Source organism: Thalassoroseus sp. (assembly GCF_984380535.1).
In genome coordinates this window covers 17,470-30,361 of record NZ_CFHRBF010000033.1, presented here as the reverse complement: position 1 = coordinate 30,361, position 12,892 = coordinate 17,470, and the positions used below count along the sequence as shown (strand labels likewise).

Annotated in this window: 7 protein-coding genes and 1 pseudogene; 2 read left to right on the top strand and 6 right to left on the bottom strand. The window is 56.1% G+C overall.

Features of this window, described 5'->3' with window-relative positions; all coding sequences use genetic code 11:
- Nucleotides 1–1,381: pseudogene (locus tag AC5DDB_RS29170) on the top strand (hypothetical protein); the annotation flags it as partial.
- A 290-nt stretch (nt 1,382–1,671) separates the two neighbouring features.
- Here AC5DDB_RS29170 and AC5DDB_RS29165 read toward each other — a convergent pair.
- From AC5DDB_RS29165 to AC5DDB_RS29140, 6 genes are all read right to left on the bottom strand, one after another.
- Nucleotides 1,672–3,129: an MFS transporter gene (locus AC5DDB_RS29165; RefSeq protein ID WP_491743295.1), complete on the bottom strand. Its 1,458-nt coding sequence runs from the start codon at nt 3,127–3,129 to the stop codon at nt 1,672–1,674.
- Nucleotides 3,130–3,131: 2 nt separating this feature from the next.
- The gene (locus tag AC5DDB_RS29160; protein WP_491743294.1) at nt 3,132–4,631 is read right to left on the bottom strand and encodes a M81 family metallopeptidase; all 1,500 of its coding nucleotides are present in this window, start codon (nt 4,629–4,631) and stop codon (nt 3,132–3,134) included.
- A 34-nt stretch (nt 4,632–4,665) separates the two neighbouring features.
- The gene (locus AC5DDB_RS29155) at nt 4,666–5,787 is read right to left on the bottom strand and encodes a mandelate racemase/muconate lactonizing enzyme family protein (protein WP_491743293.1); all 1,122 of its coding nucleotides are present in this window, start codon (nt 5,785–5,787) and stop codon (nt 4,666–4,668) included.
- Between the two features lie 67 nt (nt 5,788–5,854).
- Complete coding sequence (locus tag AC5DDB_RS29150) at nt 5,855–6,886, bottom strand: succinylglutamate desuccinylase/aspartoacylase family protein (protein ID WP_491743292.1); 1,032 nt, start codon at nt 6,884–6,886, stop codon at nt 5,855–5,857.
- A gap of 38 nt (nt 6,887–6,924) precedes the next feature.
- Nucleotides 6,925–8,334, bottom strand: a complete 1,410-nt coding sequence (locus tag AC5DDB_RS29145) for a DUF1501 domain-containing protein (RefSeq protein ID WP_491743297.1) — start codon at nt 8,332–8,334, stop codon at nt 6,925–6,927.
- A gap of 47 nt (nt 8,335–8,381) precedes the next feature.
- Nucleotides 8,382–11,765, bottom strand: coding sequence for a PSD1 and planctomycete cytochrome C domain-containing protein (locus AC5DDB_RS29140; protein WP_491743291.1), 3,384 nt, complete (start codon nt 11,763–11,765; stop codon nt 8,382–8,384).
- A gap of 283 nt (nt 11,766–12,048) precedes the next feature.
- On the opposite strand from AC5DDB_RS29140, the gene AC5DDB_RS29135 reads away from it, so the two are divergent.
- Nucleotides 12,049–12,702, top strand: a complete 654-nt coding sequence (locus AC5DDB_RS29135) for a GntR family transcriptional regulator (protein ID WP_491743290.1) — start codon at nt 12,049–12,051, stop codon at nt 12,700–12,702.
- The last annotated feature ends 190 nt before the right edge of the window (nt 12,703–12,892 follow it).

Sequence of the window (12,892 nt, the reverse complement as noted above, 5' to 3'; positions counted from 1 at the left end):
CTGGAACGACGACGGCACCGATGCCGAACTCGTGCCGACGGGTGGAACGGAAAAAATCTACCACGTTGTCGACGAGTCGATGCCCGATGGTCGTCGACCGCAAACGTGGCGGTTCGCAAGCCGGACGGAATGCCTCGTCTGTCATACGACCCGTAGCGGTTCGATCCAGGGCTTCCGCGTTGAGCAACTCGATCGATCGGTCGGCTCCGGTCAAAATCAGTTGACAAATTTCGTCGAGATGGGTCTGTTCGAGGATCCTTACGCTCTGCTCGCGAAGCTCAAGGTCCAGCCGCACCCGCTGACCGATCCGTCCGACACCGGTGCAGACCTGCAGGCCCGGGCGCGGTCTTACTTGGACCTCAACTGTGCTCATTGCCACATTCGTGGTGGTGGAGGGACGGCGAATTTTGAAGTGCGTCGGGAGTTGCCGTTGGAGAAAACGGGTCTCGTCGGCGAACGCCCGACGCAGGGGACCTTCGAATTGTTTGCTCCGGAGATCGTGGCTGCCGGCGATCCCTACCGCAGCGTGCTGTTCTACCGGATGGCGACACTCGGACGCGGCCGGATGCCGCACGTCGGCTCACGTGTCATTGATACAGCAGGTCTTGGTCTCATTCGCGAGTGGATCGACTCACTGTCCGCGGAAGCAACGTCACCGGCTGTTCGGAAATTGCGGAGAGACCAAGCGGCAGCGCTGTCAAGACTGCGGACGGAGGAATCAGCGGTCGGCGAACTGCTGGCATCGACGAGCGGTGCCTTGCTATTGCTAACTGCACTCGACAAAGGCACGCTGCCGCCGAGGGAACAACAGCGGATCATCGAAGCGGCGACCGCAGACACGCCGCCGCACATCCGCGGCTTGTTCGAGCGCTTCTTGCCGGAATCGCGGCGGTCGAAACGGCTGGGGGAATCGGTCGATCCGGCAATGATCCTCAGCCTCAACGGCGACGCAAAACGCGGCCGGGATTTGTTCTTGAACGCCACCGGCGTCCAATGTCGGAACTGTCATCAGGTCGGCGATCAGGGGCGAAACGTCGGACCGCGTCTGGACGGCGTCGGCAAGCGACTCTCGCGTCGCCAACTGCTGGAAAGCATTCTCGAGCCCTCCGCGGTCATCGACGAGAAGTTCCGCACCTGGCTCGTGCAAACGACAGACGGTCGTGTAATCACTGGACTGCTGATCGAGCGGATGAACCAAATGGTCGTGCTCCGCCGCACCGACGGAAAAGACATCCGTATGCCACCAGCCGATGTCGAGCAATTGGTCCCAGCGCAAAAGTCGCTCATGCCAGACTTGCTCGCCCGCGACTTGACAGCCAAAGAATTGGCGGACCTCCTGAGCTTTCTGCAATCCTTGCAATCCCCGCCGATTGAACCCTAACGGCAGCGTTCCTACGACTGCGACCGGTGCGCGGCCGGAAAGTGATGTGACGCCGCTAAAGACTTGTGCTCAAAACGATTCATGCGGAGATCGTCAACGGCAAGATTGTTGATTGTTGTAGACATGACGCTTCCGTCCACTCGGCTGCACTGTGCCCAAGTGACACCTATCAACGATTGGGGGCGAAGCTGCGCGGCACAGAGCCAGCTGAGACTTCAGCGGCGGACGAATCATCAGTATTTGAAGAAAACGCACCTTGAAAAGACTCGGAAGCACTGCGACAGACTTGATTAGTCTTCTGTTAAACGACGATTGGAGTCAATGAACAGCCAGATTGCGGCGGCGATTGCATAGACTGCGGCATAGGTGAGAAACACGAACTGGTAACCGTCGATTAGGGCTGCTTGTTCTAGAGTTTTTGAGAGTGGGGCTGACTGTTCTGCAGCACGTCTGGCAACAGTTTGTTGAATGATCGTCCCGGTGGCCCAACCGGCTAGTGCTGCCCCCATTGTGCCAATCGTGTTCATGCAAGCGGCGGTGACAGCGGTGTGTTCACGGCCTAAATCCTGACAGGTGGCCCAAATCGCTCCCAGAGTGCAGTCGATGCAAAAGGCCGCCAACGAGACACAGAAACAGAACACATGAATGTTCGGTGCCACGCACGCTCCGAGCCAACAAAACATACATACTAGCATCCCGAGGATGCCAACCGCTCGCCGTCCATTGCTTCTGCTGCCGAGTCTCCGACTAAAGAAACCCACGATCAAGCCACCCGTCAAACATCCGACTGCTCCAACCCAGAGGGGGGCACCCTTGTAAACTGCACCGAGCAGGTCGGAATCGGCAATACCAAATCGTTGATCCAAGTAAGACGGTAGATAGGTGATATTGAACGCCCAACCATAGTTGATTAGCGAATACATCGCACAAAGTGCGAGAACGCTCCGATTGGTGAAGAGTGCTCGCCAAGGAACGCTCGCATGTCCGATAATTTCAGTACCCGGGCTTGGTGGGACTTCGGGTGATTCCGTCTCCTTTGCGGAGTTGGCTTCGTCGGGATGGTTGCGGAAAAGAGTCGCGAACAGGACACACCACACGAGCCCAATTAGCCCGAAGAGCACAAACGCTCCTCGCCAACTCAGTAGCGGAGAAGAAACCCCCGTTCCACCAACGAGGACGGCCCAAATCAAAGGCGTCGCCCCGCCTGCTAGTCGGCCTGACATCCAAACGAGTCCCTGGGCAAACTCCCATCGATGGGCTGGAAACCAATTGTAGAGCACCCGCGTAATATTCGGATAAGCTCCCGCCTCTCCGGCTCCGAATAAAAATCGCAGTACGATCAGCGTTCCGAGTCCGCCGAGTGTCCAACCGCCGACCTGAATGCCGACCAAACCTGTCAATGTTGTGCAAGCCGACCACCAAACGACAATGCGAATTAACATCGAACGCGGGCCGAGACGATCGCCGAGCCAACCCGTGGGAACCTCAAAAATCGCATAGGCAATCGCGAATCCTGTGAATGCCCATTTGAGTTCGGCGACGCCATTGAGATTCAAGTCTTTGGCTAGCGATGGAGCCGCCATGCCGAAGCAGACTCGGTCGAGATAGGTGATCATCGACAACGTACAAACCAAGGCCAACACGACTCGCGAACTCTGAGTTCCCAACCGCTTGGCGCGGGTACGAAGTACGTCGCCTTGAGGAGTGACATCGAACGGGGAAACCGCCGGCGGACTGTTCTTCGGCATCGCTACTTGTTCCTACTAAAGAGACGGGCCACCGGTTTCCAAGTGATCTCGGTATCCAGTGGATACACCGGTCGCCGGCTTTTCTCATGCCCGAGCGAAGGCAAGTTGGCGCTTGTTGCCCCTGGTGCGTCGATATGAATCATGTCACACCATGCAGCGTACATGTGATGCTGACAGTGGGGCGATTTCACAATTGTGATGTCGAAGTCTTGCGGGTCTTGACCGTGTGCCAAGAACAACGAACTGTCGAACAAGTGCACCGGGCGGCTGGTGATCACGAGGGTCAATGGACTCGATTCAAAAACGGCGGTTCGACCGGAATTCCATTCCCAAGTGAATGACTCACTCCGAAAACGGCCGTCCGATAACAATCGAACTTGTCCTGTGAGCGGAATCCGTTGGAATCGCCGTGAGTCCAACGCCCCACCAACTTCGATCGAAATCGTTGCTCCCACGCCTGCATCGAATGCGGCATCCACTGCCTGTCGATCCACAACCGGAGCCAACACGGTGCGTGAGCATTTCTGTGCTAGCAATTCGCGGACGATTTCCAAGCTGTCTCCGGATGCTCCCGAACTTGTCGCATCGGCGGCATCGACAAGTGCAACGGGCTTCGTGGTCGACAATGCTTGCCGAACGCCTTCGGTCATCGGTGTGAGCTGAGCCTGCATGTGAGCTCGCTGTTCCCAAAACTGACTCGCCAGACGTTCGGCGTGCTCGGCCGCCAATTCCGGAGCATTGTCGGTGACAACGATGGCGTAGCTCCGCAGTTCCGGCACGTCCGTGAATGGATTGCCGATGAAGAACCCCGCCGAAAGCCCCGCGTCGGTTTGTTCGATCTCCTTGGCTTGATCGATCAATCTTCCGAATCGGCCGGTTTCCGTAATCAGTTCATCGCCACGCACAAGCGCCGGGATTTCGACTTTCGCCATGACCGGTTGAATCTTGTCATCCAGTCGATCCATCAACAATTGGGCCGCTCGTTCGCCGGTGCGTTGAAAGTCCACATGCGGATACGTGTGGTAAACCGTAATCGCATCGCAGTGCTGCATCATTCGATCCGTCAGGATGCCGTGCATGTCGAATGACGCGACAAACGGGATCGACTCACCAAGAAGTTCCCGAGCGATTTCCAGCAACCGGCCTTCGGGGTCGTCTTCGTCTTCCGTGGCCGTTGCCCCGTGCAATGCGAAATACGCACCATCGACTGGACCGGCGGCTTTGATGCTCTCCCGCCACTCTGTTTCGATCCGAGCAAAATCCGCAGCCGGAATGACGCCGCCCGAGGTAATTCCACGTGCACTCGACGTGGGAATCACCTCCACGTCCGACCGCTGCCGGAACACCCCGAGAGCCCCATGAACCTCGGTTCCCACTTTTTCGTGGTGCGAGAAAATGTCTGGCCCGAAGTTCATCAGGAAGTCGGTGTATCGTGTGGGGACGGGGTTGAACGAGGAGATCTCGTGGATGTACTCCGCCACCAAAATCCGCAGCCCGCGCATGAGCAAAGGTCCCTGGGAATCGGGTGAGCGATGGTTAACAAGACTCGTCGATCAACGTCGATTTCACGAAGTCCTCATTGATCGTGACGCCCAAGCCGGGACGATCGGGCGGTGAGATCCATCCGTCGACCGCTTGGATCTTCTCTTCGGTCAGTTCGTGACGGAGTGGCGAATCTTCCACACAGTCTTCGAAGATGAACGCGTCGCGGCACGTACTCAGCCAGTGAATGCTCGCCGCCACGGTGACGGGACTGGTGTAGCAGTGATTGCACAACCGAGCCCCAATCTCTTCGACACGCTGGCGGATGTAGTGGGATTCGCTGAAGCCGTTGCGGGACAAATCAACTTGATAGACATCCAAGCAACGTCCGTCGATCAGCGGGCGGAACGAGTATCGTCCGCACTCCTCTTCGCCTGAGGCAATCGGCACCGGTGAGCGGTCACGGAGCCAGCGATAACCTTCGTAATCATCGGGCCGCAATGGTTCTTCCAACCAACCGATTCGGTAATCCGCGAAGGCTTTGGCCCGATCAAGTGCGGTGCGAGCATCCCACACACAACCGGCATCGACGAGCAAGGTCGCATCGTCTCCGAGTCCTTCGCGAGCGCCCCGAACCAAGTCGATGTCGACCGCTTCGCTTTGCCCCATGGGTTCCCAACCGAATTTGACGGCGTTGTAACCGTATTCCCGCCAGCGTTCGCCGATCTTCGCGGTTTCGTTTCCGTCCTTGCCGAAAAGGATCGACGCGTACGCCTGAATGCGATCGTGTTTCTTCCCGCCTAACAAACGGTGAATCGGTTCGCCGAATTGCTTCCCTTTGATGTCCCACAACGCCATGTCGATCGCGGCCATCGCGGTGATCGTGACCGACCGCCGTCCGCAATACATTGTACTGCGGTACATTTTCTCCCACAGTCGATCAGTCTCTAACGGATTCTCGCCAATCAAGATTTGGCGAAGTCCCGTGGCGACGTTGTGACTAAACGGAGCGTCGATGACGGCTTTAACCATCTCGGGTGATGAGTCTGCTTCGCCAACGCCTTCCAACCCGTTGTCAGTACGGACACGAACCAAAACGGAATCCTGGCTGCTCGCGGTTTTCGCCTCCACGTTTTTAATACGAAGAATTTGGACGACAATCTGAGAGATTTTCATCGAGTCGGTTCTCAATAAAAGGAAGTGTTCGTCGATCGCTGATTGCGATGACGGTCTGTGTGTGTCGCTAACCGATGACCCGCCCAACGACGACGATGTGCTGCCCACGCGGAACGGCCGCTCCCCACGCCTGAGCCAGCACCACACCATCGACGCCGGCTTTCACCGGCCAAGGTTCCATGTCAATGTGATCGAAATCGTGAAGTCGTCCGATGGTGTCATTGGCTTTCACAACTGTGCCGCATTCCAAGAGCGGTTCGTAGTGTCCATCGAACGGTGCGAGCGTGTAGCAATCGCGATCGACGACTTCCAACTTCTTCTGCGTGCCCGCCGCATGAAACGCAAAGGGTTCGATCGTGCCTTGCATCAAATCGTTGTGAATCAAAGCGGCCAAAACTCCCTGCCGAGCATATTGCACGCCCACCGGATCGACAGCGGCCCCCCAACCGAGTTCCGTACCGACAGTGATTTTCCCAAGTCGCTCCGCCTCACTGGGCAACAATCCCGGCGTCACGTTCTGATAGACCATCAAGCTCGGAGTGCCAAACCAACGCGCGGTTTCTTCGATCTTGGCAGACAAACCGGGATCGTCGACCGGATGAAAGCTCGCACAGTGGGAGAATCTTGCGACGTGGCCGCCGGAGTGCAAATCGATCACGATATGCACTTGCGGCCAAATGTGTTGGCGAACGAAGTCGGCAATGCGATGGGTAATCCCCGATAACGCGGGCGTTTTCCCAGCACCGTCGACAAACGCGCGATTGAGGTTCACGCCGTCATCCAATCGACTACTTTCCCGTGTCCCGGCCCGGAATGCCGACGGGTTCAATACCGGAATGAAAATGATGCGTCCCCGGACATCTTCCGTGCGGATGTCCCCCATTAATCCCTTCAGCGCGACTGGTCCTTCGTATTCGTTGCCATGATTCGAACCGAACGACACCAACCCTTCGCCCGCACGGGCTTCCGGCCCCACCCAAACGGTGAGCGGAATCAGATGGTCCCCCCAGATGCTATCGTGTTCCAAGGCCACCCAATAATCGCGGCGGCCTGGGGATTCGAAATCGAGCAACTCGGGTCGGACGATGGTTCGGGACATGCGAGAATGACTCTGCTGATGGAAATGAAATTCAAGAGCTAACGCAAAATGTCGTGCAACACATGGCCGTGCACGTCGGTCAGACGGAAATCGCGTCCGGCGTAGCGATACGTGAGCTTCTCATGATCAAAGCCTAAGAGGTGCAACATCGTGGCATGCAAGTCGTGTACGGCGGTGGGCTTTTCGACGGCTTGAAAACCGAAGTCGTCGGTGGCTCCTCGGACAGTTCCGCCGCGAATACCGCCGCCAGCCATCCAAACCGTGAAGCCGTAATGATTGTGATCACGCCCCAACCGCGACTTCCCTTCGCCGGTCAGTTCCACTGTCGGCGTGCGGCCGAACTCACCGCCCCACAGAACCAAAGTGTCATCGAACATGCCGCGTTGTTTCAGGTCGGTCAGCAACGCGGAAATCGGCTGGTCAATTTGCCCGGCTAGTCTACGGTGATGGTTTTCGAGATCCGTGTGATTGTCCCACGGTTGACCCCCTCCGTGCCAAAGTTGCACGTATCGCACTCCACGTTCGAGCAACCGACGAGCAATCAGGGTTTGCCGACCATGCACACCGCTGCCGTACATTTCCTGAATCGACTTTGGTTCCTTTTGGATATCGAAGACATCCGCTGCTTCCATTTGCATGCGGAACGCCAACTCGAATGATTGAATCCGTGAATTCAGTCGATCATCGTCGCGTGCGGACTGATGTTCCCGATTGAGTGTCCGTAATAGTTCCAGTTGCCGAGTTTGAATCTGCGGTGTTGCATGTGTGCTGCGGATGTTCTCGATGAGCTTGTCGATCTGCTGATGTTGGGGATCGACGTACGTGCCCTGAAACGCTCCCGGCAAAAACCCCGATTGCCAATTGTCGGCCCCTTTGATCGGCAACCCTTTCGGGCACAAGACAATGAAGCCCGGCAAATTCTGATTTTCCGATCCCAATCCGTACAACACCCACGAACCCACACTCGGCCGAGGAAGCACCGAGTCACCGCAATTCATCAGCATCAATGACGGTTCGTGATTCGGAACCTGGGCGTACATCGAGCGGATGAGAGCGATGTCGTCAATGTGCTTCGCCGTCTTAGAGAATAACTCACTGACTTCGATGCCGCTTTCCCCGAACTTCCGAAACGAAAACGGCGATGCAAATGCGGCCCCTGTTTTACGTTCGGTGGCCAAGCTCACCGGCGGGGCTTGACCTTCGTACTTTTTGAGCATCGGTTTCGGATCGAATGTGTCGACGTGGGACGGTCCCCCGTTGAGGAAGAAGTGAACCACCCGTTTCACTCTGCCCGGAAAGTGCGGCTGTTTTCCCCCAGTAAGTGCCGCCTGGGTCGCCTGTGCATTCGGGTCGCCGATGATGCCCGCCAGCCCCAAGGTTCCCAACCCCATCCCCACACGTTGCAGAAGCGAACGCCGATCAAATTCCATCGCCTGTTTTTGTTGCATCGGCAATCCCGTCGCTTTCGATAAGTGGCTCATCGCTCTCAAGTATCTCAGTCCACGAACAGAAATTCGTTTGACAACAACAACACTTGCGCGAGCTGTTCCCAGGGCTTCAAATTTTGCGTCTTCGGGCCGATGAAGTCCTCGACCGAATTCCATGACTGATTCGATTTCTCATCCGCCGGTGTTCCAGCCACCGCCCTGAGCTCGTTAATGCCAATCGACCAGAGATACTGATCGCTGTTGAGATTGCCGTTGATGTCGACAACGAAATCCAAGGTATCACCGGCTTGCACTTTCACCGATTCGATCTGCAAAGCCTGTGCGGAGTTATGCAGCGTGAACTGGCTCAACACTCCCTGCCGACTGGAAATGATCCAACACCGAATCCCGTTGCCCGCAGCGACTTCGTGCCGTGCGTCGGAGTCGATCGAAACCGTCGCATCCCGTTTTGCGGTCCAACGACGGATCACCGCGTGCTTGTGGTCATTGCCTGGATGCCCTCCGCTCGCGGTCAATTGAGCCCAGCCAAGTTGGGAATCGGGCCATTTGCTGCCGCCTTGCCATGCCGTGCCGTTGAAGTGCGGCAGCGGCTGGAAACTCTGAATCGCGGTCCCGGCTTCGTTGATGGCCCCATAACCGTATTGCCACGCCAACTGACGGGAAGTCAGCGGGTGTTGTCTCTCGGATTCGGGAGCCGAAACGAATTGCAACGCCGCCTCACTTTGCCGCGGCGTGGGTGCCCGCTGATAGACGCGTTGAAAGAGTTGTTCGATGCGTTCTTCCGGTGACGCATCCGGCATGGCCTCGATCAATGCAGCCAACCGCCGTGCTCGAACGGCCACGAACGGATGGTTCAGACCGAACAAGGCTTGTTGCGGCACTGTTGTTTGCGAGCGTTCGGGAATATGCAGATCGGGATTGGCAAAATCGAAAACTCGATACGCATTCGGCAAACGTTCGCGGTCGATGTATCCATAAAGTGAGCGACGCCGATTTCCGTCGTTGCCACCGAACAATGGCTTTCCACGGCCACCAAGTTGCAACGTCAAATCGCCCGATGCGGCTAACATCGCATCTCGAAATTCTTCGAACGTCAATCGGTGTGCAGGATTCTTCCAAATGAGAGAGTTCCCCGGATCGACCCGTTCCGCAAGCTCCTGAGTGGCGTTGTCAACCGGCCCGCGTGACCCCTGTCGATATGCCGACGAAAGCAGAATCTGACGGTGGATGGCTTTCGTGCTCCATCCACTCTCGACCAGTTGAGTCGCGAGCCAATCCAACAACTCCGCATGCGCCGGCTTCGCGGCCCGAGCGCCAAAGTCACTCGGAGTCGGGACAATCCCCACGCCAAAATGATGCTGCCAAATCCGATTGACCCACACGCGAGCCGTCAGTGGGCTGTCCGGCGAAACAATCGCCTCCGCCAATTCCAACCGCCCGCTACCGTGCTGGAACGGTTCGCGATCTTGCCGTTCAAGAATCAGCGGCAACCGACGCGGAACGTCCTCGGTTTTGGTGAGGTGATTGCCACGTTGGAAAATTCGGGGTTCTTCGATGGTTTTTCGATCGACCAGTCGCACCGCGAACGGCGGGGCGTCGGGTGAATCCAGAATTAATTTTTCCAGAGCGGTTTGGTGCTTCCACAAGCCAGGAAGTTCCGATCGCGTGGAAAAATAGGTGCTGATCTCAGCAAGGTGCACATCGGGAACAACACAGGGTGAACCTTCGGCATACAGCACGTCACGAATCGCGTTGTGTTCCGGGTCGGCAAGCCTTTCTGGTCGCGGGCTGCCGGAACTTTTTGCCGCCGCCAATGCTTGCTGCCATTCTTGATCAATCTGTGTGAACAACGCTCCGTATCGCTCCGCGACTTCCCGCATCGATTTCGGCGGCGTGGAAAACGATTTCATCACCAACGGAGAAACCTCGTCCGCACCAAGTTCCTGCAACTCTTGGAGTACCTGTGGTGCTTCGGTAGCAAACGACTCGGATTCGATCGCCGCAAACCGATGCCAAGGCACGAACACGGGATTTTTCTCCGAATTCGTCTTTCGCAAAAACGCTTCCCAACGCTCCACGTAAACCGGGAAAATGTCATCCGTTGACAGGATTTGCGAAAATGGAATGTTGGGATGCTTTTCAAGTTCCAACTGTGCAATCAAATAATCGGTAATGCGAGCCCGCATCCGATCCGCGACCACACCACGCATGCGATCCACTTCCTTGCGGAGTGCGTTTTGTTTTTCTTCCAACTGCTGCTTGAACTGCGGCGAAAGAGATTTCGATGAATCCACCGCCTGTGTCAGTTCCTTGACGCTGTTCCAGAAGACTCCATACAGCGAGTAGTAATCCGCAGTGGGAATCGGGTCATACTTGTGATCATGACAGCGTGCACATCCAAACGTGAGCCCCATCGTCGTGCGACCGAGAACATCAATGCGATCGTCGATGATGTCATGCTCGTTGCCCAAGAATCTCCGTCCAATTGTCAGAAACCCCATCGCTAACTGCGCGGTTGGATCTTCCGGAGCAGCTTGGTCGGCTGCAATCTGCAAGAGCAAAAACTGATTGTAAGGCAGGTCATTGTTGAAAGCCCGAACCACCCAATCTCGGTACGCGGGAGCATGAACGAATGGGCGAATTTCCCAGCCATACATGTACCCCTTCGTGTCCGAATAGCGGGCCAAATCCAACCATTTTCTCGCCCAGTGCTCTCCATACTGCGGAGATTCCAGCAAATCATCCACGAGCTTTTCGTAAGCGTTGGGATCGGGATCGTTGACGAAACGCTCGACGTCTTCGGGAGATGGGGGAAGCCCCGTAAGATCGAACGACAGTCGGCGAATCAGCGTTCGTCGATCCGCCAGAGGAGACGGACTTAAATGCGAATCCCGAAGTTTTGCGAGCACAAACGCATCGACGGGAGTCCGCACCCATTCCGCGTGGGCAACACTCGGCACATCGGGATCAGTCACAGGCTGAAATGCCCAGTGGCTTTCGAGAAGGCTGGACTTTGCCGGACTTACCGGTGCTGCATTCGGCCAAGGAGCACCAATGCGAATCCATCGTTCAAGGATTGCCACCTGAGACTCCGTCAGTGGATTCTCTGGGGGCATCTCGAAACTGGTTCGGCGAACGGCGGAGATGAGCAAACTCTCATCGGGATCACCTGGCACGATCGCCGGACCAGAATCTCCACCGGTGAGAAGACTCGTTCTGGAATCGATCCGCAAACCGGCCCACTGCTTCCTAGCACCGTGGCATTCGCTACACGAATTGACCAAAAGCGGCCGCACCAATTTCTCGAAAAACTCGGCATCGGCGGATGAAATCTCCGTCTGCTGTGCAGAACCCTCGGCACATGATCCGACATGGCATAGCGACAGCCCGACCACCAAAGCTATCACACCAAGAATCGCATGCCGCTTCATGATCCGAATTCTCCAGTCAGTCACTCAGTCTGCATTGCTGATGGCCGGTTCCAGTTATCATTGTTCTGTCCCAAACACCAGGAAGCAACCATCCGTAATCAAACAGCCCGCGGATGATTGTCAGCAACCACAAATCGATTGTCAACAATCGGCATATTTTTTGAGCAAATTGTTGACAATCTAAGGTTCATTGAGTACAGAATAGACGCGTTAGTTCACTCCGATGACTTCGCGACCCGTCTTGACTGAGCCGATTTCATCGAAAACGATATTCACGGCACATATGCCGACACAACCAGTTGAGACGTCATCCATGGGCACCAAAGAGATTCCCGTCGTCCGCTCCCTTCAGGTCGCTGAACAGCTCCGCGGGGAAATCCTGTCTGGTCGCATGCCGGAGGGTTTGCGGCTCACGGAAGCTGAGTTGGTCAAGCGGTTCGGTGTGGGACGCGGTGCGGTCCGTGAAGCGGTGCAGCGGCTATCGTTGCAAGGACTGCTTGAGAATCGCCCGAACTGTGGTGCCGTTGTCGCCCCCGAAGCTCCCAAGGCAATTCGAGCCGTAATTATTCCCATTCGTCGGACGCTTGAAGTTTACGCTCTTCAAGAAATCTTCGAGGAACTGACTGACGAAGATTTCCAAAAGTGGGACTCAATTCTCGCAGACATGCGGAAAGCCTGTGAAGCAGAAGATCTGCACGCAATCGCCGAACAAGATATTGCGTTTCATCACTACTTGCTATTGCGACTCGACCAACCGGACATGACTGCCATTTGGGAGTTACTCGTCGGTCGAATTCGCTCGCACTTTCGCCGCGTCCAACGTCGGCGTCACTCCAACCTAATGGAAATCTACGAAGAACACCGCACCATTCTCGAGTCGTTCCGTCGCGGAACACTTGAGGAAGCGGTGTCACTACTGGAAGAGAAAATCGACTGACTCGCAACGCTACAACACATGGCGAGCCCAGTCGACTTGATGATGAACATCACGCAGCAAGTTTCTTGCTATAACAATTCGCCATTCCGCGTTTGATCAGTTTTCCCATTGAGAATACTTCATCGATCTCAATGGCGGGCTCGTCCCTGGTTCACGCTTATCGAAGAAATATCAATGAAGCAAAACTTGA

Bases quoted from the DNA above. Each gene is read 5' to 3' on its own strand.
- AC5DDB_RS29165 (WP_491743295.1), bottom strand. From the start codon at position 3,129: ATGCCGAAGAACAGTCCGCCGGCGGTTTCCCCGTTCGATGTCACTCCT.
- AC5DDB_RS29155 (WP_491743293.1), bottom strand. From the start codon at position 5,787: ATGAAAATCTCTCAGATTGTCGTCCAAATTCTTCGTATTAAAAACGTG.
- AC5DDB_RS29150 (WP_491743292.1), bottom strand. From the start codon at position 6,886: ATGTCCCGAACCATCGTCCGACCCGAGTTGCTCGATTTCGAATCCCCA.
- AC5DDB_RS29145 (WP_491743297.1), bottom strand. From the start codon at position 8,334: ATGCAACAAAAACAGGCGATGGAATTTGATCGGCGTTCGCTTCTGCAA.
- AC5DDB_RS29160 (WP_491743294.1), bottom strand. From the start codon at position 4,631: ATGCGCGGGCTGCGGATTTTGGTGGCGGAGTACATCCACGAGATCTCC.
- AC5DDB_RS29140 (WP_491743291.1), bottom strand. From the start codon at position 11,765: ATGAAGCGGCATGCGATTCTTGGTGTGATAGCTTTGGTGGTCGGGCTG.
- AC5DDB_RS29135 (WP_491743290.1), top strand. From the start codon at position 12,049: ATGCCGACACAACCAGTTGAGACGTCATCCATGGGCACCAAAGAGATT.